Below are 21,928 nucleotides of genomic sequence, written 5' to 3'. Positions count from 1 at the left end.
GTCTCTCGATGTTACTACTCAGCCGAGTCGGCCGAATCCGAGTTCAGGAGTCCGTAGCGCTCCTCTCCAAGCTTGCCCAGAAGATCCAGCTGGGTCTCGAGGAAGTCGATATGACCTTCCTCATCGGCGAGGAGTTCCTCGAAGAGCGCCATGGTGACGTAGTCGCCGGCCTGATGACAGATCTCACGAGACTTTTTGTAGGAAGTGCGCGCGTCATACTCGCCAGCAAGATCGGACTCCAGCACTTCCTTGACGGTTTGCCCGATCCTTAGCGGAGCCACCGACTGCAGGTTCGGATGGCCTTCGAGGAAAATGATACGGGCAACCAACTTGTCCGCATGATGCATCTCCTCGATGGATTCGGTACGCTCCTTCTTGGCAAGCTTCGTATAACCCCAGTCTTCGAGGAGACGGTAGTGAAGCCAATACTGGTTGACTGCGCCGAGTTCGAGTAAGAGGGCTTCGTTAAGCCGCTCGATGACTCCCTTGTCGCCTTTCAAGATCAGCTCTCCTTCTTTCTTCGTGGAAAGTCTTCAGGCGCGCTATGAAATCAACAACCTCGGCCTGTGTCGATTGGCGGCGGGCATGATATTCCTCGGTTGTATTGATAATCAGATCAACAACCGTCGGAAAACAGCCACAGCAGCGCCCCCGCTTGGCCATCGCGTGATAGACCTTTGCAGGCACGATGAGCTGCCAGCAATCCTCATCGAGGAGCTGATTGATGACGTCCTTGATTTCGGTGTCGGTGATGTAGTTGCAGCTGCAAACAAGCATGATGCGGCCTGTCCGGAAATCTGTACTCGTACTTCTCTTCTGCTAAAGAAGAGATTTTGTGTCAAGAAAATTTCGAGTACACGCAACAATTGCCACGTGAGTTAATGGAAGTTGCGACCTTTCGGCATCGCGTCCCGCGCGGCCCCGGTGGATGGAGACATGCCTCTAGGGTGTTCAGGCTTGCCGAACATCTGTTGGATCATCAAGCGGGAAGTCGCGCCGGCATTGACCAGCCCGCTATGGCGGTCGCCTTCCAGCAGACCGAGAGCGGACGACCAATCCTCGATCTCCTCCGCAACCACATGAATGACCCCGTCGGCCTTCTGTAATCGTCCATGGATCTTTATGAAACGGGCCCCCATGACCACCGGTCGAAAACGCTCGAAGGTCCTCGACCAGACAATGATATTGGCAATTCCTGTCTCGTCCTCGATGGTCATGAAGATAATGCCGTTCGCCGAGCCGGGACGCTGGCGCACCAGCACAAGCCCGGCGATGGTAATTTTCCGTCCGTTCTCCACGACCTCCAGATCTCGGCATCGACGTATTTGGAGCGCGTCCAGTTGCTCGCGAAGAAACGAAACAGGGTGCGCCTTCAGGGAGAGGGAGAGATAGCGGTAGTCGTTGACCACCTGTTCGCTGTCCCGCATCTGCGGAAGCGGTGTTTCAGGCTCCACCTGAAGGTCGCCGTGATCGGTAAAGAGTGGCAGATGTTCAACGGCGCTTCCTTCGTCAAGGGCCTTTGCCGCCCACAAGGCAGCCCGGCGGTCGAGCTGGATCGAGCGAAAGACATCCGCATCCGCGAGCCGTTCGATGACGGAACGCGGAAGACCGGTCCGCAGCCAGAGATCCCGGACGGAAACGTAACCGTTGCCCCGGCAAGCGAGGAGCCGGTCGACATTCTTCCGCGTCAGCCCCTTGACCTGCCGGAATCCGAGCCGCACCGCCTTCCGCGCCAGAATCACGTCTTGCATCGAAATGTGCCGAGGGTGGATGCAATCACGCTCGAAGGCGCCGTCCTCCAACGTCGCATCCCATTCGGACTCATTGATATCGACCGGTCGTACGACGACCCCATGATCCCGGGCATCCCGAACCAATTGCGCCGGAGCGTAAAATCCCATCGGTTGTGAATTGAGAATGGCGACACAAAAGATATCCGGATAATACGCCTTCAGCCAGCAGGACGCGTAAACCAGCAGGGCGAAGGATGCGGCATGGCTCTCCGGGAAACCATACTCGCCGAACCCCTCGATCTGCCGGAAACAACTCTCGGCGAACTCGGCATCGTAACCATTGTTCACCATGCCCTCGACCATCTTCTTCCGGAAGGTATGGATTGTTCCGGTCCTTTTGAACGTCGCCATCGCCCGCCTGAGACGGTCTGCCTCACCTGGCGTGAAGCCTGCAGCGGTAATGGCGATCTGCATGACCTGTTCCTGAAAGAGCGGAACGCCGAGCGTTCGTTCCAGTACCCCCTCCAGTTCAAGGCTCGGATACGTAACCGGTCGGCCGGCCCGTTTGTCCTCCCGCCGTTTCAAATAGGGATGCACCATGTTGCCCTGAATGGGACCGGGCCGAACGATCGCCACCTCGATCACCAGATCGTAGAAATTCACAGGCCTGAGGCGCGGCAGCATGCTCATCTGGGCCCGGCTCTCGATCTGGAAAACACCGATCGTGTCGGCGCGGCAAATCATGTCATAAACCGCCGGCCGATGGTCCCGGCACAGATCGGCAAGTGTAATACGTTTTCCGTAATGGCTTTCCAGCAGCTTGAAGGCTCTGGCAAGGCAGGTCAGCATGCCAAGCGCCAGAATATCGATCTTGAGGATGCCCAGCGTATCCAGATCATCCTTGTCCCATTCGACCATGTAACGGCCGTCCATCGCCGTTTTCATGATCGGGACCACCTCGTCCAGCCTGTCACGCGTTATGACGAAGCCACCAACGTGCTGGGTCAGGTGACGCGGAAATCCGATGAGTTTGGAAGCATAGGTGAGGACACGTTGCGTCGTCAGATTGCTCATATCCAGGCCCGCCGCCCTGGCCTCGCGCTCGGAAAGATCCGCGGCTGACCATCCCCAGACGGTGCTCGCGAGTGCCGATTGCACATCCTCCGACAGCCCGAAAGCTTTGGCGACCTCACGGCCTGCCGAGCGCGCACGATAACAACTCACCGCCGCCGCCAGCCCGGCATGCTCGCGCCCGTATCGCTCATAGATATGCTGAATGACGATCTCCCGCTTCTCATGCTCGAAATCGACGTCGATATCCGGGGGTTCGTCGCGTTCTGTCGAGATGAACCGCTCGAAGAGTAGCGTTGTCTCCTTCGGATCGACTTCGGTAATGCCGAGACAGTAGCAAACGACGGAGTTGGCCGCCGAACCCCGTCCCTGGCAGAGAATGCCTTCGCTCCGGGCAAATTCGATTATATTGCGGACCGTGAGGAAATAGGGCTCGTATTGCTTCTCGCAAATGAGGGCCAGTTCATAGTCGATCTGCTTTGATACCTTTTCGGGTACCCCTTCGGGGTAACGTCTTGCCGCACCGGAGCGAGCCAATCTCTCAAGCGTTTCAGACGGTGTTTCACCGGCAAGGCTCTCGTCGGGATACTGGTAGCGCAATTCGTCCAGAGAAAAAGAGAGCCGGCTAAAGAATTGCTCGGTATTGGCGATCGCCTGCGGATAATGCCTGAGGAGCTGGGCCATTTCCGCCCCGGTCTTCAGATGCCGTTCCGCATTCGGAGCCAGACGGAAACCGGCTTCGGTGATGGGAATATGGGTGCGGATGGCGGTAACGATATCGGCGAGCGGCCGGCGTGTCGCCTCGTGATAAAGCGGCTCGTTGCTGGCAATCAGGGCAAGCCCCGCCTCTTCGGCCATGGAAGCGAGCACGGCAAAGGTGATCCGATCAAGACCATCATAACGCGGGACAAGTGCCAGGAATGCCCGGTTGCCGAACCGGGAAGCCAGCCGGCGGAGCAGTCCCGGCAAGTGTCCTTCGTAGGTGACATGCTCAACCTTCGGCACCACCGCGATCAGCAAATCCTCTTCCCACGCGTGCAGATCCGCCTCATGGAGAATGCAAACGCCTTTTTCCCCCTTGAGATTGCCGGCACTGAGCAACCGGCAGAGATTGCCCCATCCGTGACGGTTTTGCGGATAGGCGAGAATATCCGGGGTGTCGTCAGCGAAGACAAGCCGTGCCCCCGGCTGGAACCGGAAGCCCGTTTCCTTGGCCTGGGCATGCATCCGTACCACACCGGCAACAGTGTTTCGATCTGCAACACCGAGACCCGGAAGACAAAGCCTGCTGGCCGCCTCCACGAGTTCCTCCGGATGAGACGCCCCTTCCAGAAAGGAAAAATTCGTCCGTGTTCCAATCTCGAAAAAGGCGGGCGCAGCTGTCATGCGAAAACTCCGTGCATGAACCAGCGCGGCATCTCGACATTCGAGACATAGGCGCCCTCACGAAACAGCCAGTAGCGATGCCCGTCATCGTCCTCGACCTGGAAATAGTTTCGCGCTGGAGCCTCTTCACCATCGATCCACCATTCCATGGCGAGTTTCTCCGGACCTTCGGCCCGCCGGACACGATGAAGACATCGCCGCCAACGGAAACTCATGGGCGCCCCTTCCGGTGCCTCGGCCGTCGCCTCGATGATTTCCGGAACCTTCAGGAGCCGGATCGGTCGTCTTGCTTGGACCGGCCGGTTCGCCCCGGATTCTCTCTGCCCATTTTCCGGAGAGACGACTTCCATAAGATCACTGACCGGCAGGAGAAGCGATGCTCGTTCCGGGACATGGCTTTCCTGCAAGACAGGCCGTGCAAGACAATCCGGGCCGAAACGGGCGACTGCCTGATCGACAAAGACTGCCAACGCGGTTTCGACGGCAGCACTGCCGATAAAATCCGACTGCATGCGATCGAGCGTCTCTGCCTGCAACACATTGAGCCGCAGGATTTCGAAACCGTATCCCGTATCCAGTTCGTCATGCAGGGCGACGAGACGTTCGGAAAAGAGACAGGCGATGCGTATTGGATCGCGTAGAGGGACGGAACTGCCCACACCTATCCGGAAAACCTTTCCGTCGACCCTAAAAAGGAGCACTTCAAAGCGGCGCCCGCCTTGGCAACGTGCCTCGAGTTCCAATTTCAGCGTCACAGCCATCCGCTGGATGAGTTGAAGGATGGCCTCCTCACATTGAAGGGGTTCGGCAAGACGCCGCTCAACGGAGAGCTCCGCAACCGGCCGACGGGGTGAGATCGGCTCATCCTCCCGCCCGAACATCTGGTCGAGGCGACGCAATGGCAAGGAACCAAATCGACGTGCAAGAGGCGCCCGCGGAGCGGCAAGCAGATCACCGATCCGTTTGAGTCCCATCTTGCAAAGGGCCAGTACCGTCTCCTCCGGCAGTCGGCATGCAGCTATCGGAAAGGAAGCCGGAACGGATTTGGCATCCCCCTCGGAGATCGTGCCATTGCTGCCAAAGCGCGCCGTTGCCCAGGATAATCCGGGAGTGGAGGAAATCGCCCCACGGACATCAAGTCCCATTTGGAACAGGCGCTTCAGGATATCCTCAAGCAGCAGCTTTTCGCCGCCCAAAAGATGGGAGCAGCCGGTGATATCGAGGAAGAGGCCTTCTCTGCCCTCGATGGCGACCAGCGGTGTATAACGATCGCACCAGTCGGAGATTCCTTCCAGGAACCGGCGATCGGCGGCCTCATCGGCGGTAACGGCATCAAGAGAGGGACAAATCGCCCGCGCTTCCGCCAGACTTTGTCCCGACTTTAGTCCAATGGTTGCGGCAATCTCATCGACAGCAGTCAACCGCATGGCATTCTTCATCCGTCCCGTACAAACGAGAGGTGGATGGTCAGGACGCCCGGCCGAACGCCACGACGGCCCCCAACGACGACGTGCAATCCTGTCGGTCGGCAGATGGGGAAAGAACAGAGCCAGAATTCGTCTGCTCGTTGGCTGCTGGAGCAGGGAGGACGGTGGCGAGGGAAAACAGACGCTCATAGGGGTTCCACTCCAGATGGATATCGACAGGGGCCGGAAGTCGGCTCTTTTCCAGGGTGACCTGGAAGACGGGATTGGCGATGCCGCCGCCGAGCGCCGAACCGTCGGGAAGAATACGGGATTGCGCCGAAGATGGGCGGATGCGCGCACGAAAGACAGTGCTGCCGGCCTCCTCCTCCCCTCCCTGCCGCAGCAGCAACAGAGGCCGGCCTGCGGAACGTGCCTTGAGACTGAGGCGGCGGCTTTCCGTCAGGCCGAAACGACGAGGATTGCCGCAAACTTCCAGAATGACGGCACAGAAGACACCGCTTGCGAGGCCCGCCTCCGCGAGCCAGAGTCCATCCTCGATGCGCCTTGGTCTGGCATACAGGAGATACTGCGGATCAAGTCCGTAATCCTGAAGACCGGCAGCATGGGGCAGCCCCACCTCCCTGGCCACAGTCTCATCACCAATCCAGAGAATGCGAACCGGCCCGGAACCGGAAGAGGAGTGCGCCAGAAGACAAGCGGAAAGAGCCATCACGAAACCGCTTGCCGCTCCGGCATCTCCCAACCGACCACTGCGAATTTCGGTCACCGCATCAAGCGGTATTCCGCCTTCCATCGGCCCATCCAGTGCCTGAAGGCCGATCGACAATACCTTTGTCTCGTCTCGTTCGGATGCCCGTCCTCCAAATCCGGACGCCTCTGGTTCCCTGCGAGCAACATCCAGATCGACCTCGGTTCGTCCCTCGATGTGAGCAATGGTCTGACGCAGGGCAAAAAGCGTCTCCCGCGTCACAGCTTTCTCAGCCATGACGTCCAACTCCGTTATTTGTTCTCCATATGTTCTCTATGGATTCCAGAGCTTCAGCAAAGAGTCAACCGTATTTCATGAGAATTTATTCCTTGCCCGGATTTCCCCTCGAAAAGCTCCGGCAAAGGTCCTATATGACGGGATAGACAAGGAGTCCCGATGGCCCGGATGGATCAGACCGAAGATTGGCGCGAGCGCCACGCACCGACGATCAGCACGTTTGAATCACTGGCGATCGAGGCCTATAGCCATCTGCCAGAAGAATTCCGCGCACTCACCGACAATCTGATCATCGAGATCGCCGACTTTCCGACCGACGAAGTCTTCGAGGACATGGCGCTCGAAACACCTTTCGACCTTCTGGGCCTCTTCGAAGGCCGTGGTATTTCCGAGCGTTTCACCATGGAAACCGGCGAGATGCCGAATCGCATCATGCTCTACCGCCGTCCGATTCTCGACTATTGGGCGGAAAACGACGAAACCCTAGGCGACATCATCACCCATGTATTGATCCACGAGATCGGACATCACTTCGGCCTGAGTGACGACGACATGGCCCGCATCGAGGAAAGCGCCGAAGACACCGCAGCCGGCGGCTGAAGAGGAAAAATTTCAAGGAAAAGCAACGGCGTCACGCGCGCCGTTGCATTTTTTTATTGTTCACCGAGCTTCATGCTCGGATCATAATCCTTGCCGTGCACCGTCTTCACCACCGCCTGCCCGCAATACATCTGGTTCGTCGCGGTATTGAAGGAGAGGCTCGGAGCGCCGTGCAGCTCCCAGCCCTTGTTCAACGCATCGGTGACGCGGTGACAAAACGATGCATCATCCGGCCCGGTGAGGAAACGATAAAGTTTCATGCTAAATTGCCTTTCCTGTCTTGGATAGTCCTTACCTTCGTCAACAACCGTCGAGCCTGCTCGAGATGCAGTCGCTCGATCATTCGGCCGCCGCTGTTGACGACGTTGAGCCCAGCCGCTGCCGGATCGGCGAAGACCTCGACAATTGCCTGCGCGTCCGCAATCTCTTCCGCACTCGGACCGAAATTCCGGTTCGCCGGAGCAATCTGCGCGGGATGGATCAGCATCTTTCCATCGAAGCCCATGGAACGCCCTTGCCGGCATTCGGCTTCGAAGGCGGCAATATCCCTGAAATCGTTGCTGACGCTGTCGATCACGTCGAGCCCGAACGCCCGTGCCGCCAAGACGACCTGCATCAGCCAGGGGGCGAGAAAGGTCCGTCCGGGCTCGGCCGGCACGCCGGTCGCCTTGCGAAGGTCGTTGAGGCCGACAACCAGACAGTCAAGCCGCGCCCCGTCGGCCCGACCGGTTCGTGCGATCGCAGCAGCATTGAGCACGCCGAGCGGTGTTTCCATCATGGCCCAAATGCGCAAATGCTCCGGTGCATCAGCCTCGGTCAGCAGATCGGCTACCTGTTCCACGTCCTGCGGACCGTCGACCTTCGGTAACAGCACTGCGTCCGGACGACAAGCGATGACGGCCGCCATGTCGTCGGCGGCGAATCCGGTATCGTGCCCGTTGATCCGGATGACGCACTCCTTGCCATGCAGATCCGACACGTCCGCAAAGAAACGCCGGAGATTCTCGCGCGCTTCCCCCTTCTTCTCCGGAGCGACGGAATCTTCGAGGTCGAAGATCACGACGTCGCAATCGAGATCCGGAACTTTGGCGAGCGCCCGCGGATTAATGGCGGGAACGCTCAAGACGGAACGGCGCAACCGGACCGGAAGATTGGCAAGGGACGACGAGCTCATGGGCGCACTTGTGCCAAGCTTTGTCGGAGCATGCAAGACGATCGAACGTCGTAAAACCTTGCAATTCGGGGGCAGAAGGACCACCTTACCTCGGAAAGGACTTCGACCATGCAAAACCTTCGCACCATTGGCCTTGCTCTCGCCGGCATTTGCGTTTTCGCCGCCGCCGCCGTCTTCACGATTTCGCTTACGCTGGTCGCCGGAGCGATCCTGACCGTTTCTCTCGCCGTACGTATGCTTTCGACGCGAGCAAAACCGGCGCCGCTCTATGCCAAGGCCAAGCATCGCGAGATGCATGTATGGAATGACGGCCGCGGCACCATCATCGATCTTTGAGTGCCGGCTCCGTATATCGTTCGGGCAGACGTAATCCTCAACCGCCTGATTCCGGTAGAACGCTGCTGCCGTGAGATTCTCCTTCAATTTCTCTCGCTTTTCCTCTATTGGCAGGAAGCCCCGCAGGAATGTTGAAGATCACAGGCAGGAATGATGGAAAAGTTCGTTAAGCTCACCGGTGTCGCCGCACCGCTTCCAGTCGTCAATATCGACACCGACATGATCATCCCGAAGGATTATCTGAAGACGATCAAGCGCACCGGCCTCGGCAAGGGACTTTTCGCAGAAGCCCGTTACAAGGAAGACGGCTCCGAGAACCCGGATTTCGTCCTCAACAAGCCCGCCTATCGCAACACGCAGATCCTGGTCGCCGGAGACAATTTCGGCTGCGGCTCTTCTCGCGAGCACGCCCCTTGGGCTCTGCTCGATTTCGGCATCCGCTGCGTGATTTCAACCAGTTTCGCCGACATCTTCTACAACAACTGCTTCAAGAACGGCATCCTGCCGATCGTCGTCAGCCCGGAAAATCTGGAAAAGCTGATGGACGACGCGAGCCGCGGTTCGAATGCGGTCCTGACTGTCGACCTGGAAAACCAGGAGATCACCGGCCCGGACGGTGGAACAATCAAGTTCGACATTGATCCGTTCAAGCGCCATTGCCTGCTGAACGGCCTCGATGACATCGGCCTTACTCTTGAAAAGGCCGCAAGCATCGCGAATTTCGAAAAGGCAAATGCTGTTGCTCATCCCTGGGCATAAGCTGTCTTCATAATTTCGATGAAGGCGGCCCTACGGTCGCCTTCATCGCTTGTGGCCCAAGGCGTACCGCTTGCGGCCTTGCCGCGCTTGAAATGGCGGTCTGCCGCCGATAAAACGCCGCAACTCATTTGAAGCAGGGGTTTCCCATGACAGTGCGCAAGCTTTTCCTCCTCCCCGGTGACGGCATCGGCCCCGAGGCCATGGCCGAGGTCCGCAAGATCATCGCCTATATGAACTCGGAAGTGAAAGCCGGCTTCGAGACCGACGAGGGCCTCGTCGGCGGCTGCGCCTACGACGCGCACGGCGTTGCGATCTCCGAAGACGACATGGCCAAGGCCATGGCCGCAGACGCCGTACTCTTCGGCGCCGTCGGCGGTCCGAAGTGGGACGCCGTTCCCTATGACGTCCGCCCGGAGGCCGGCCTTCTTCGTCTTCGCAAGGATCTGGAACTCTTCGCCAATCTTCGTCCGGCGATCTGTTATCCCGCGCTCGCCTCGGCATCGTCGCTGAAGCCGGAGCTGGTCGAGGGGCTCGACATCCTGATCGTGCGCGAGCTCACGGGTGGCGTGTATTTCGGCGAGCCGAAGACCATCACCGACCTCGGCAACGGTCAGAAACGCGCAATCGACACACAGGTCTACGACACCTACGAGATCGAGCGTATCGCATCGGTCGCGTTCGAGCTTGCCCGCACCCGTAAGAATGCCGTCTGCTCCATGGAAAAGCGGAACGTCATGAAGTCGGGCGTGCTCTGGAACCAGGTCGTTACCGAAGTTCACAAGACGAAGTATCCGGACGTCAGGCTCGAGCACATGCTGGCCGATGCCGGCGGCATGCAGCTGGTGCGCAACCCGAAACAGTTCGACGTCATTGTCACGGACAATCTCTTCGGCGACATGCTCTCCGACGTCGCGGCCATGCTTACCGGCTCGCTTGGCATGCTTCCCTCGGCATCGCTCGGTGCACCTGACGCGAAGACCGGCAAGCGCAAGGCCCTTTACGAGCCGGTTCACGGCTCCGCGCCCGATATCGCCGGAAAGGGCATTGCGAACCCGATCGCGATGATTGCATCTTTCGCGATGTGCCTTCGCTACTCGTTCAACATGATCAAGGAAGCCGACACGCTTGAAAAGGCGATCGCAAACGTCCTTGAAAAAGGCATCCGGACGGGCGACATCATGGCGGAAGGTTGCCGGCAGGTCGGGACCTCGGAAATGGGCGATACCATTCTCGCCGAGTTCAAGGCACTTTCTGCCTAAAGGACCGAACAACCGAGCCCGCGCAAAGGAGCGCGGGCATTCTGGTTGCGTGGTAGACTTTTGCCGGGTGGCTGCACGCCACCCCGCACGGCAAGAAGCCAGAAGGATCGAGGACGGAGCGTGGCAAACGGCCGCCAAGTTAGAACGATTGAGAAAGTCAATGCGGGCGCAATCGCGGCTTGGCTGAAAGCCCGTCACGAGAGGAATACGCTTCCTGCTTCTTCGTCCTACTGGCGGATTTTCCTGTTCGTTACAGCCAATCTCGTCCTGCTTGCGTTTCTGGTCTTCGATGTTCCCGCGGCCGCGACGGCCGGAGACGCAGCAAGCGCCATTCGGTCGGTCAGTCGCGCCGTCACCGACATCGGCAAATCCGGCTGGATTCTTTTCGGGTCCGCCTTCGTCTTCCTCGCCGCGTTCACGGCATCCAGCAAGATCGAAAGTGCCAGGCGACGCTTTCAAGCGCTCTACACAAGCCAGATTGCTCTTTATCTCTTCGCAACCGTCGCGCTATCCGGACTTTCGGCGAATCTGATCAAGCGCGCGATTGGCCGCGCCCGACCGATCCAGTTCGAAGAGTGGGGTGCATTCGCCTTCTCGCCCTTTGCCGGAAACGCCCGCTTCGAAAGCTTCCCTTCGGGCCATGCAACCACCATAGGCGCGCTGTTCATGGCTCTTGCGCTGCTTCTTCCGCGCTATCGTGTCGTTCTTGCCATGCTGGCGGTCTGGCTCGGCATGACGCGAGTCATGGTAGGAGCACATTATCCCAGCGACGTAACCGCTGGATTAGCGTTCGGAGCGTGGTTTTCGCTGTTCATCGCGATCGCTTTTTCTCGCTATGGCATCGTCTTCAAAACCGCTCCGAACGGGCTACCGGTGCCGCGTCTCTCTCTGCTTCGCAACGTCTGGCCGGGTTTTCGCGCACGACGATCACGCTGAGGACTCCGCTCCCTCTCATACTTTCACAAGTGCGTGAGAAGAGGCATTTCCACTCAACGACATGCATCGATTTGGTGACGAACCCGTAGAATGGGTGCGCGATGCGCAGCTCCGTCCGATTCTCCGTGGAAACAGAGAGAAAATTTTCCTGAACCATGGAACCAGCGCCCTGCTTACCCGTTCATCAAGGGCCGTCAGTGCTCGTGCCCCGCATGGCCATCCAGTTTTGGAGACGCAAATGAACGCCATGTCCGTTGACAGACACATTATCCGCTTTGCGATGGCTCAGCCCTATCTCGAACGCGAGGAGGAAATTGATCTCGCCAAGAGATGGAAAGATGGCCAGGACCGGGAGGCCCGCAATCGCATTGCCTACGCGCATATGCGCCTGGTCATCGCCATGGCGACGAAATTCCGTGGCTTCGGTCTTCCGCTCAACGATCTGATCCAGGAAGGATACATAGGCCTTCTCGAAGCGGCGGCCCGGTTCGACCCGGCGCGGGAGGTTCGCTTTTCCACCTATGCCGGATGGTGGATCCGCGCCTCGATGCAAGACTACATTCTCCGCAACTGGTCGATCGTCAGGGGCGGAACGAGTTCGTCCCAGAAAGCGCTCTTCTTTAATCTTCGCAGGCTGCGTGCGAAGCTCGCGCAAACCGACAATCACCTGACCGACCAGGCCATCCATCAGCAGATCGCCACTGCTCTCGGCGTCAGCATCGCGGATGTCCAATCGATGGACGCCCGTCTGGCCGGCAGTGACGCCTCCCTGCAGACACCCGTTATGGGCAGACACGGACAGGGCGTCGAGCAACTTGAAATGCTGGAAAGCGACGAGCTCCCGCCCGACGAGCAGGTCAGCGGCAAGATCGATGGAGAGCGCCGGTCGAAATGGCTCAAGTGCGCGATGGAGCGACTGAATGACCGGGAAACCCGGATCATACGGGCACGCCGCCTATCCGAAGACGGTGCCACACTTGAGGAACTGGGCGCCGAACTCGGCATATCGAAGGAGCGGGTACGTCAGATCGAAACCCGGGCAATGGAAAAGCTGAAGACGGCGCTAACCACCTGCGGCCCCAAATCGGGGGAACTGCGCGAGCTCGCCACCTGACAAAAGTTCACCGATCGGCGAGCGCTACTCGGAAATGATCTTGACCCGACTTCCGGGAGTCACAGTCGAACCAGAATTGAGCGCGTTGATCAATTTGAACAGCTCGAGCTTCCTTTCTGTGCCCATCATCCGCGCCGCGAGCGAACCAACCGTATCGCCTTGCGCGACCGTCACAACCCGAACACGCAACGGCTTCAGAGAGGCAGCCTCCTGCCGGGTAATCCGGCGAAAACTCGACCGAAGCTTTTCCGCCGTCGGCTCAAGGGCCGGGCTACCCTTCGGCACTGCCGTGAGGAAGCGGAAGATCTGCGGACCGATCCGGATGACGGTGACATCGAAATCCCACCGTTCCGCCGAGGCCCGTGCAGTGGCCGCTTCGAGGCCGTTGACGTTGGTCGCTCGAATGGTTTCGGGAAGAAGCCCTGTGACCCATCCGCTAGAAATGTAGTTGGAAAGGCTGCGGTGATCGTTGTCGGCGATCCCGTCGAATCGAATTGCCACGTCGCCCGGTCCGGTCGCCAAGACGGCTTCGACCTTGTTGTCGATCTGAAAGCCGTCCGGAACATCGAAACGAATACCGAGCCCGGTGTGAAGGAACGTCTGTCCACGGACATAGCCCTCCTGCGGGCTGTCACCATAAAGCAGGCCGTCGATTCCCTGCAGGTAATAGTCACGCCCCGTCTCGCCGTGAGTTCCTTCGGGACCGAAAGCGCGCGCGTGGCGTCGAGCCAACTCGACCCGCTGAGGGGCATTGGGGTGGCTCGACAAGAAGTCGAGACTCTGGTCCGAATAAGGGTCAACCGACGTGAAATGGCTGTAGGCCGCCATGGAATCGAGAAAGCGAGCCGCCGCGTAGGGATCGTACCCCGCCTCCCCCAGTGTTCGCACGCCGATCACGTCCGCCTGCAGCTCCTGCTGGCGCGAGAAGGCCGCGAGCCGAAGTTTCCCACGGGCCAATGCCTGCTTGCCGGCGAGATCGCTCGAAAGAACCTCGGCCACGACGCGGCTTGCGATCACCTCCGCCTCTTCGCGTCGTTGGCGCTCGATTCCATGATTGGCTGTGACGTGAGCCATCTCATGCGACAAGACGGCTGCGACCTCCGATGCGTCGTTGGCAAGCGCAAGGAGACCGCGGGTCACATAGAGATAGCCGCCAGGCAACGCAAAGGCGTTGATTGCCGGAGAATTGAGAATCGTGATTCGGTAGGACTGGTTGGGATTCTCCGAAACGGCGGTAAGCGCGCCCGCAATACGCGCGACCAGCTTTTCGGTTTTCTCGTCATGATACTCGCCGCCATAGCTCGCGACGATCCGCGGATGTTCGCGCGCGCCCATCTGGGCACGCGGGTCGCCCTTCTGAACCTCTTCGACGATCTGCGGGTTACTCGACGGAGAGACGTCCGCGACGTAAGCCTGTTCGAATAGCGATTGGCACGACGACAAGAGCGCGGTCAACGAAACGGCTGCGAGCAGATGCAACGACCGCCGCAATCCCCGCGTGCTCGCAAAAGGACCGGGCGCCAACATATGTCTGTCCGTCGGAGCTGGCATTCTGCCCAGGCTACCTTCCTTCAATACGAAGGGCCAGCACCAATGCGTGCCGCCCTCGATAAACATTACCGGCTGCGTGTTCTTCGTGTCTTCGATATGCCCGAAACAACATCATTCAACCAGTAACCGCAACACAACATATAGGAAAGGGAGCCTTCTCCGGTAAGACGATACCGAGGCATGTACGCGGAAAATGCATCATCCGAGTTGCGAATGCCACTGGGGCACGTCCAAATTATGGCGACGACACCGAGATGCAACACTTCAAGTCAACCACCGAGAAACGTCCTGATGCCTTCGATGTCGCCACGATCAAAGAACACATCGACCGGACCGGAGAAGGAGATTCTTCCCTGATCCACGAAGAGCACATGCTCCGCAAGACGTGCCACCTCATCCGCGTCATGGGTGATGACCATCACCGTGTTGCGCGTTTCGCGATGTAGCTCTTCGAGAAGGTCTGCCATGGCCGATCGCAATCCCGGATCCAGGGCTGCGAAGGGCTCGTCCAACAACAGCAGCGGTTTGCGCCGCACAAGCGCTCTCGCAAACGCAGCGCGCTGACGCTCCCCACCGGAGAGCGTCGAGGGAAGACGGCACTCAAAGCCCGCGAGCCCAACGCGCTTCAGTGCCGTCGAGACCATCGCACGCTCGTCGGCGCCGAGGTGAAGACCCGGGTTGATGCCAAGACCGACATTCGTGAACAAATCGAGATGGGCAAAGAGATTGTTGTCCTGAAACACCAAGGAAACCGGACGATCGGCCGGCGGAAGGCCGCTGACGTCCCTCCCTTCGATCAGTAGCCGACCTTGATCCAATGTTTCGAATCCGGCGATGAGGTTGAGCAGAGTCGACTTTCCGGAGCCGGAGGGTCCAGCGACTGCGGTGATCGCTCCCTTGGGAATTCGGCAATCGAACCAAAAGTTCTGTGCCCCGAGTTGGAGCCGGACATCCTCCAGGACAACGGCATCAGATTCGTCCGGCATTCTCGACGTCATCCTTCCGGGGCGGTTTGCCGGTGGTGCCGGCGAGGGTTAAGAGCAGGCAAATCAGGCCGAGAACCAGAGCGAGCCCGTCCGCATCGTTGGTCCGGTAGTGCCCCATGCGACTGTAGATCAGCCACGGCAAGGTCGTTACTTTTTCCGAGCCGAACAAGGCCACGGCTCCGAGGTCGCCGAGCGAAAGCGCCATGGCGAAGGAGAGAGCTGTCAGTAATGGCTTCTTGAGCGGTGGCCAGTCGACGAGCCACAACTTCGAGAATCCGCCGATGCCCAGGCTAAGGACCAGACGCTCCGTTGCCGCGCGATGGTTTGCCAGAGCCGGCTTCACGACTCGCATGACGAAGGGTAAGGCCATCAACGCATTGATCCCAACAACGACCGCCGGTGCGAAGCTCGCGATGTCGCCCATCGATCTTAGCGCCATGAACCAACCCGTCGCGAGTACAATGGTCGGGACGAGTAGTACGAGGGACGACACACCGGCCAGCAATACTGAGACACCGTTCATCACCGGAGCAGGGCGCCGCAGAAGACCGATCACCGTCTGTGCATGGATTGTCGCCAGCGCGAGCGCGAGTGCCGTCAGTGCCGAGCCGAGCGCGATTGCCATGCTTGTCACCGCAGCCCGCAGAAACGCCTCCTCGCTGAGAAGCCTGAGGAGGTCGGCCTTCAGGCCGGAGAGAACGACCGAGCCGAGCGGGAGACCGAGGAACAACATAGCGGCGGTAAGCACCGCCCCGTCTGAAAGACGCGCCGTAAGGCTCGCGCTGTCGAACCGTCGCGGCGGACGGCCAAGCGTCTGCCCGTGTTCCTCCGGCGCCGGAAAAAGGGCCATCGCCACCAGAACCAGGGCCGTAACGGCGATCTGCAGGAAGGCCAACGAAACCGCCCGCTCCGGATCGAAATCGAACCGCAGAGCCTGGTAGATCGCCACTTCGAGGGTCGTGGCGGCGGGACCTCCCCCGAGAATGAGGACAAGCGTGAAGCTGGTGGCGCAAAGCATGAAAACGAGGCCGGCGATGCCGGGGATGAGCGGGCGGAGCGCAGGCCATTCGATGAAACGGAAGACCGCTCGTGGCTTCATGCCAAGCGTCGCACTCATCAACCAATATTCGGACGGCAAGCGCTCCAGTCCGGCAAGCATCAGGCGTGCGGCGAGCGGCAGATTGAAGAAGACATGCGCGAGCAAGATGCCGCCGAGACCATAAATGCTGACCGGCTCCGCCTTGCCAAGGAAGAGCAGTCCGTCGTTGACCAGTCCCTGTCGACCCCAGATGCCGATCAGTCCGAGCGCGCCGATCAGCACCGGAAGTCCCATCGGCACAGCCATAAGCCGGACAAGCCACAGCCGTCCGGGAAAGCGCGTTTGGCGGGCGAGCGATCTTGCAACCGGAATGGCCAGCATTACCGAGAGTACCGTCGAGAGCGCTGCCTGCAACAAGGTAAAGCGCAGCACGGACAGGAGTAGCCGATCTGAGAAAAGCACCGCCAAGCCGCCGCTCCCGCCGTAGCGGAGCAGCGACAGGATCGCGACGCCGACAAACGCCCCTATGGCTGCAAGGCTGAATGCCCCGCCAAGAAAACCCGTCAGACTTTGTCGTCGTATCAACATCTCGCTACTCGAGCGTCATTGCCGTGAGCCATTCGTCGATCCAGGCCTTCCGGTTGGCCGCGACCTCCTCCGGCGACATCAGGAATGTCCTGGAGGGATTGACGAGCTTTCCGAATGCCTCCGGCAGCGGTTCCGAGGTCGGCGCGGCGGGCATCATCCAGTTGTTGGTCGGGATGGTGTCCTGAAAACCGGGTGTCAGCACGAACTTCAGGAAGTCTCTCGCGAGGTCCTTTTGGGGCGCATTCTTGAGCATGCCGGCGACTTCAATCTGGATATAGTGGCCTTCGGAGAAGGCGGCAGCCTGGTAGCGGTCGGTTTCCTCGGCGATCATGTGGTAGGCGGGTGATGTCGTGTAGGACAGCACCATCGGCACCTCGCCCTTGGTGAAAAGTCCATAGGCCTCCGACCAGCCGGGTGTCACGGTCAAGACGCGCCGCTTCAATTTCTGCCAGGCGGCCGGCGCGTCATCACCGTAGACAGACTTCACCCAGAGCAGAAAACCGAGCCCCGGCGTCGACGTGCGGGGATCCTCGATCACGATCTTCTGCGAAGGATCCCCTTCCACGAGTTCCTTCATGCTCTTTGGCGGGGTCTTCAGCGCCTGCGTGTCGTACACGACGGCAAAATGACCATAATCGTACGGGATGAAGGTATCGTCGGAGAAGCCGCCGGGAACCTTGACTGCTGACGTGTCGACGCCGTGGACGTCGAAAAACCCGGTCTGCTTTGCCTCGGCAACGAGATTGGTATCGAGCCCCAGGATGATGTCGGCCTTGCTCGTATCTCCTTCGAGCTTCAGGCGCGTGAGCAGAGCCACACCATCGGCGACCCCAACAAAGTCCACCTTGCACTCGCAGGTCTTTTCAAAAGCCTCCTTGACCTTTGGCCCCGGCCCCCACTCGGAGATGAAGCTCTCGTAGGTGTAGATCGTCAACGTCTTGTCCGCAGCCGACACGGGAACAGTCGACAGCATGACGATTGCGGCCGCCGCAGCCAGAGCTCGGCCGGGAAAAACAGATATCGTGGCTCGCATAAGCGCCCCTCCTTTGAATTGGTCTTCCGGGAAAAGGGCGTCTGTTACGCGTCTAATCCCTCCGCCGGTCCTAGCCGGATCAGGTTCCGCGGGTTGGTGTTCACCTCTCAGCCTCCGGTTCCTGACGACCCCTTGGCACCCCGTTAGAGCAAGGCAGAAATAGCGCGACGTTTTGCGCCACGCAAGCATGGGACGGCTTGCGACCAGAACGCCTGGCTTCAACGGGACGGTGACGCTTGCCCTTTCCGCCTTTTTCATGCCACAGCAATCGGCTTATCAACCGATCGGCAAGTTGCTTGGCCCTATTATCCGGCCACCTGGTGCGCGGAAGAGCCTGACCCATGACCAATGCAGAGCCACTAGAACAGTCTGGAACCGCGGCGGCGAGTTACGAGATCGGCTTCAAACGACAGATTACGATTGCCGTAGCGTCGTTCTGGGAATCGCCGGTTCGCAATCGTATCGTTCTCGTCGCGGCAGCCTTGCTGGCAATCATCCTGCTGACCGCCTACGGCCAGATTCTTCTGAACAGATGGAACGCGCCTTTCTACAATTCGCTGGAACGCCGGGATTTGCCGGAATTCGTCGTGCAGCTGAAGAATTTTGCATTCATCGCCGGCTTCCTTCTTCTGCTCAACGTCGTGCAGACCTGGCTCAATCAGATGGCTGCGCTCTACATGCGAGAAGGTCTGTCGCGCGACGTTGTCGACCAGTGGCTGACAGACCGGCGAGCGTATCGGCTTTCGCTTTCCAGTCCTCTCGGCGTCAATCCCGATCAGCGGTTGCATGAGGATGCGCGCAAGCTTTCCGAGATGACCACTTCGCTCACGATTGGCCTCGTCCAGGCGACGATCTTGCTGATCAGTTTCATCGGCGTGCTCTGGCAACTATCGAGTGGCTTCGTCTTTCATTTCGGCGATACAAGCTTCTCGATCCCCGGCTACATGGTCTGGGGAGCGATCGTCTATGCCAGCATTGCGTCGCTGGCCAGCAACCTTGTCGGTTTTCGGCTGACACGCATCAATGCCGAACGGTACGCCCGTGAAGCCGACCTGCGCTTCTCGCTGATGCGCACCAACGAGAATCTCGAAGCGATAGCACTTGCGCGCGGCGACGAAACCCAGCGCCAGCGCATCCACACCAAGATCGACGATGTCATAGGCCTGATCCGCCAACTCGCGATAGCTCTCACCAACCTCACCTGGGTTACCGCGGGCTTCGGCTGGCTCGCCCTGGTCGTCCCGACGTTGATCGCGTCTCCGGCCTATTTTGCCGGAACCATGAGCTTCGGAGAATTGATGATGTCGGCGGCCGCCTTCAATCAGGTCCACTCGGCCCTGCGCTGGTACGTCAACAATTTCGACTCCATTGCGGACTGGAAGGCGACGCTCCTGCGCGTCATGAGCTTCAGGGCTGCGCTCGTTGACATGGATGACTACCATCCCGAAGGCAGCGAGGTCCTGCTTGAGCGTGGCGCGACGGAACAGCTCGCGTTCAAGAACGTGACGATCTGCGCGAAACCGAATGGCAACAGCTGCGATCACGCCTTTCGTTTGCGCGAACCGGATCCAGTCATCGGAGTCGGCGAAAGGGTGATGATCAACGGCGACCAGGGCATTAACCGGAAGCTGCTCTTCGATGCGCTTGCCGGGCTTTGGCCTTGGGGTAGCGGGGCGATCGAGCTGCCTGCGCAGGAGATCCTCTTCGTCCCACAGCTGGACTATCTTCCGGAAGGATCACTGCGCGATGCCTTGCTCTTCCCGGTGTCGGCGCCCTCCTTCTCCGACGAGGAGATCGCAGCAGCACTAACCCGGGTCGGGCTTGGCGATCTCACGCAATCCCTTGACGAACATGCCCGATGGGATCGCAGGCTCGAAAAGGACGAGCAGATATCGCTCGCATTCGCCAGTCTGCTGCTGCGATGCCCGCAATGGATCGTCTTCAACGATGTTCTCGAAGGTTTGGAACCGGAAACGGTCGAACGGCTATCGTCGGTAATGCGCGAGTTCCAGAACGCCACCCTCATCTATATCGGGCGATCCGGCGCCTTCTACGACGCAATGTCTCCGAGACTGCTGCACCTGGAGGCGCTCCCGCAAACTGGCCGGTGACCTTCAGCCTTCGAGTTCTTCGCGCAGTATCTCCAGTTCGAGCCACTCTTCTTCCATTCGCGCGAGGTCGGCTCGCAGCTTCTCCAGCTCCTTCGCCAGCATGTTGAACGCTGCCGGGTCCCGCGAGAACAAGCCTGGATCTGCCATTTTCGCTTCCCGGGCGGCGATTTCTCCCTCGGCTTTCGCAATCTCCTTCGGCAGGTTCTCCAGCGCGAACTTCTGCTTGTAAGAGAGCTTGGCCTTGCCCTTCGATGCTGGCCCCTCCGGCGACTTTTCACCGCCTTCCTGAACTTTCCCTTTGTCTGTCCTTGCAGCGCGACGACGTTCGTCCTCGGCGCCTTTTCTTTGCGCCAGCATATCGGAATAGCCGCCGGCATACTCGATCCAGCGACCGTCCGGCAGCTCTGGGTCGGCCGGAGCAATCGTCGAGGTAACCGTGCGGTCCAGGAAGTCACGGTCGTGGCTGACGAGGATAACCGTACCGGGATAACCGGCGACGATCTCTTGCAACAGATCAAGCGTTTCGATGTCGAGATCGTTCGTCGGCTCGTCGAGGATCAGCAGGTTTGACGGCTTTGCCATGATGCGCGCCAGCATCAACCGTGCCCGCTCGCCGCCAGACAGATTGCGGATCGGGGTGCGCGCCTGCTCGGGCTGAAACAGAAAATCCTTCATGTAACCGGTGACGTGCCGCTGCTCGCCGTTGACGAGAAGATTCTCGCCCCGACCGTCGGTGAGATAGTGGGCCAGCGTGTCGTCGGGATCGAGGTCCTCGCGTTTCTGGTCGAGCACAGCAATCTCGAGGTTGGTTCCGAGCTTGACGGTTCCGCCGTCCGGTTCCAGCTGCCCCGTCAGCATCTTGAGCAGTGTCGTCTTGCCTGCGCCGTTCGGCCCGACGAGGCCGATACAATCGCCACGGTGAACGCGGATCGAAAACGGGGCGACGATCGTGCGTCCACCATACGCTTTCGTGATCCGTTCCGCCTCGATGACCAGCTTCCCGGATTCGCGCGCATCGGCGAGGCTCGCCTGCACGGTCCCCTGCGGTCCTCTGTGGCCGCGATAGTCGGCGCGCATTGCCTGCAACTGCCCGAGACGACGCATATTGCGCTTACGCCGCGCCGTAACGCCGTAACGGAGCCAGTGCTCTTCTCTCTCGATCGCCTTGCCGAGCTTGTGCTGTTCGATCTCTTCCTCCTCGAGGACCTTGTCACGCCACTCCTCGAAATGACCGAAGCCCCGGTTGAGACGACGCGCAATGCCGCGGTCGAGCCAGACCGTCGCGGTCGAAACCTTCTCGAGAAAGCGGCGGTCGTGAGAGATCAGAACGAGCGCGCTGCGGCTCTTCTGAAGCTCACCTTCGAGCCACTCGATGGTCGGCAGGTCGAGATGGTTTGTCGGCTCGTCGAGCAGCAGAATATCCGGTTCAGGTGCAAGAACACGTGCCAGCGCTGCCCTGCGTGCTTCGCCGCCCGAAAGGCTCCTGGGATCCTCCTGCCCGGTCAGACCGAGGTGCTCCAGAAGATAGGCGACGCGGTAGGGGTCATCTCCCGGCCCCAGTCCGGCTTCCGCATAGGACTGGACGGTCTCGTATCCGTCGAAATCGGGCGCCTGTTCGAGATAACGGACAGTCGCGCCCGGATGTCGGAACAACTCACCGGACTGCGGCTCAACAAGTCCGGCGGCGATCTTCATCAAAGTCGATTTACCCGATCCATTGCGGCCGACGAGGCAGATGCGATCGCTCGGCTCTACCTGAAGGTTCGCGCCGGAAAGCAACGGCGTGCCGCCGAAGGACAGGAAGATGTTGTCGAGTTTGAGGATAGGAGGCGCCAATGGT

Annotated in this window: 19 protein-coding genes and 1 riboswitch; of the genes, 7 read left to right on the top strand and 12 right to left on the bottom strand. The window is 59.6% G+C overall.

The window, feature by feature from the left end:
* Positions 1-14 precede the first annotated feature (14 nt).
* From bfr to DFR48_RS22180, 5 genes are all read right to left on the bottom strand, one after another.
* Positions 15-500 (bottom strand): bacterioferritin, encoded by a 486-nt coding sequence (gene bfr, locus DFR48_RS08670; RefSeq protein WP_114362771.1) that lies wholly within the window; start codon positions 498-500, stop codon positions 15-17.
* Entirely contained in the window at positions 466-777 is a 312-nt protein-coding gene (locus tag DFR48_RS08665; protein ID WP_112690657.1) for a (2Fe-2S)-binding protein, read from the bottom strand. Before DFR48_RS08665 ends, bfr begins: the two co-directional genes overlap by 35 nt.
* Positions 778-878: 101 nt before the next feature.
* Entirely contained in the window at positions 879-4,190 is a 3,312-nt protein-coding gene (locus DFR48_RS08660; RefSeq protein ID WP_114362770.1) for an error-prone DNA polymerase, read from the bottom strand.
* Positions 4,187-5,707, bottom strand: a complete 1,521-nt coding sequence (locus DFR48_RS08655) for a Y-family DNA polymerase (RefSeq protein WP_280956422.1) — start codon at positions 5,705-5,707, stop codon at positions 4,187-4,189. The genes DFR48_RS08660 and DFR48_RS08655 overlap by 4 nt, the downstream gene beginning before the upstream one ends.
* Positions 5,658-6,587 carry an ImuA family protein gene (locus tag DFR48_RS22180; RefSeq protein ID WP_342634914.1) on the bottom strand — a complete coding sequence of 310 codons (930 nt, stop codon included), beginning with the start codon at positions 6,585-6,587 and terminating at the stop codon, positions 5,658-5,660. The genes DFR48_RS08655 and DFR48_RS22180 overlap by 50 nt, the downstream gene beginning before the upstream one ends.
* A gap of 174 nt (positions 6,588-6,761) precedes the next feature.
* On the opposite strand from DFR48_RS22180, the gene DFR48_RS08645 reads away from it, so the two are divergent.
* Positions 6,762-7,202: a metallopeptidase family protein gene (locus DFR48_RS08645; protein ID WP_114362767.1), complete on the top strand. Its 441-nt coding sequence runs from the start codon at positions 6,762-6,764 to the stop codon at positions 7,200-7,202.
* Positions 7,203-7,255: 53 nt separating this feature from the next.
* On the opposite strand, the gene DFR48_RS08640 is transcribed toward DFR48_RS08645, so the two are convergent.
* Together DFR48_RS08640 and DFR48_RS08635 are read right to left on the bottom strand one after the other, a co-directional pair.
* Positions 7,256-7,462 carry a DUF1737 domain-containing protein gene (locus DFR48_RS08640; protein WP_112690652.1) on the bottom strand — a complete coding sequence of 69 codons (207 nt, stop codon included), beginning with the start codon at positions 7,460-7,462 and terminating at the stop codon, positions 7,256-7,258.
* Positions 7,459-8,376, bottom strand: a complete 918-nt coding sequence (locus tag DFR48_RS08635) for an HpcH/HpaI aldolase/citrate lyase family protein (protein WP_114362766.1) — start codon at positions 8,374-8,376, stop codon at positions 7,459-7,461. The genes DFR48_RS08640 and DFR48_RS08635 overlap by 4 nt, the downstream gene beginning before the upstream one ends.
* 108 nt (positions 8,377-8,484) lie before the next feature.
* Between DFR48_RS08635 and DFR48_RS08630 the strand changes: the two genes are divergently transcribed.
* The 5 genes from DFR48_RS08630 (at position 8,485) to DFR48_RS08610 (ending at position 12,780) form a co-directional block, all read left to right on the top strand.
* Entirely contained in the window at positions 8,485-8,712 is a 228-nt protein-coding gene (locus DFR48_RS08630; RefSeq protein ID WP_114362765.1) for a hypothetical protein, read from the top strand.
* Positions 8,713-8,865: 153 nt separating this feature from the next.
* Positions 8,866-9,471: a 3-isopropylmalate dehydratase small subunit gene (leuD, locus tag DFR48_RS08625; RefSeq protein WP_114362993.1), complete on the top strand. Its 606-nt coding sequence runs from the start codon at positions 8,866-8,868 to the stop codon at positions 9,469-9,471.
* A gap of 146 nt (positions 9,472-9,617) precedes the next feature.
* Positions 9,618-10,730 (top strand): 3-isopropylmalate dehydrogenase, encoded by a 1,113-nt coding sequence (gene leuB / locus DFR48_RS08620; protein WP_114362764.1) that lies wholly within the window; start codon positions 9,618-9,620, stop codon positions 10,728-10,730.
* A gap of 120 nt (positions 10,731-10,850) precedes the next feature.
* Complete coding sequence (gene lpxE, locus DFR48_RS08615; protein WP_245415556.1) at positions 10,851-11,666, top strand: lipid A 1-phosphatase LpxE; 816 nt, start codon at positions 10,851-10,853, stop codon at positions 11,664-11,666.
* A gap of 238 nt (positions 11,667-11,904) precedes the next feature.
* Complete coding sequence (locus DFR48_RS08610; RefSeq protein ID WP_114362763.1) at positions 11,905-12,780, top strand: RNA polymerase factor sigma-32; 876 nt, start codon at positions 11,905-11,907, stop codon at positions 12,778-12,780.
* Between the two features lie 24 nt (positions 12,781-12,804).
* Here DFR48_RS08610 and DFR48_RS08605 read toward each other — a convergent pair whose 3' ends face one another.
* The 4 genes from DFR48_RS08605 to thiB all read right to left on the bottom strand — a co-directional run bounded on the left by DFR48_RS08605 (position 12,805) and on the right by thiB (position 17,917).
* Positions 12,805-14,307, bottom strand: coding sequence for a M48 family metalloprotease (locus DFR48_RS08605; protein ID WP_114362762.1), 1,503 nt, complete (start codon positions 14,305-14,307; stop codon positions 12,805-12,807).
* A gap of 293 nt (positions 14,308-14,600) precedes the next feature.
* Positions 14,601-15,317: a thiamine ABC transporter ATP-binding protein gene (locus tag DFR48_RS08600; protein WP_114362761.1), complete on the bottom strand. Its 717-nt coding sequence runs from the start codon at positions 15,315-15,317 to the stop codon at positions 14,601-14,603.
* Positions 15,301-16,944: a thiamine/thiamine pyrophosphate ABC transporter permease ThiP gene (gene thiP, locus DFR48_RS08595; protein WP_114362760.1), complete on the bottom strand. Its 1,644-nt coding sequence runs from the start codon at positions 16,942-16,944 to the stop codon at positions 15,301-15,303. The genes DFR48_RS08600 and thiP overlap by 17 nt, the downstream gene beginning before the upstream one ends.
* A 4-nt stretch (positions 16,945-16,948) precedes the next feature.
* Entirely contained in the window at positions 16,949-17,917 is a 969-nt protein-coding gene (gene thiB / locus DFR48_RS08590; RefSeq protein WP_245415571.1) for a thiamine ABC transporter substrate binding subunit, read from the bottom strand.
* Positions 17,918-18,016: 99 nt separating this feature from the next.
* Positions 18,017-18,130: riboswitch (TPP riboswitch) on the bottom strand.
* A gap of 188 nt (positions 18,131-18,318) precedes the next feature.
* On the opposite strand from thiB, the gene DFR48_RS08585 reads away from it, so the two are divergent.
* On the top strand, positions 18,319-20,088 hold the full coding sequence (locus DFR48_RS08585) for an ABC transporter ATP-binding protein/permease (RefSeq protein WP_114362758.1): 1,770 nt from the start codon (positions 18,319-18,321) through the stop codon (positions 20,086-20,088).
* Positions 20,089-20,091: 3 nt separating this feature from the next.
* Here DFR48_RS08585 and DFR48_RS08580 read toward each other — a convergent pair whose 3' ends face one another.
* The gene (locus DFR48_RS08580; RefSeq protein WP_114362757.1) at positions 20,092-21,924 is read right to left on the bottom strand and encodes an ABC-F family ATP-binding cassette domain-containing protein; all 1,833 of its coding nucleotides are present in this window, start codon (positions 21,922-21,924) and stop codon (positions 20,092-20,094) included.
* Positions 21,925-21,928 lie beyond the last annotated feature (4 nt).

Origin of the sequence: Ciceribacter lividus (assembly GCF_003337715.1) — a bacterium.
In the GTDB taxonomy this organism is placed as follows: Bacteria; Pseudomonadota; Alphaproteobacteria; order Rhizobiales; family Rhizobiaceae; genus Allorhizobium; species Allorhizobium lividum.
The sequence above is the reverse complement of the archived record's forward strand: the minus strand, read 5'-3'. Positions and strand labels throughout refer to the sequence as shown.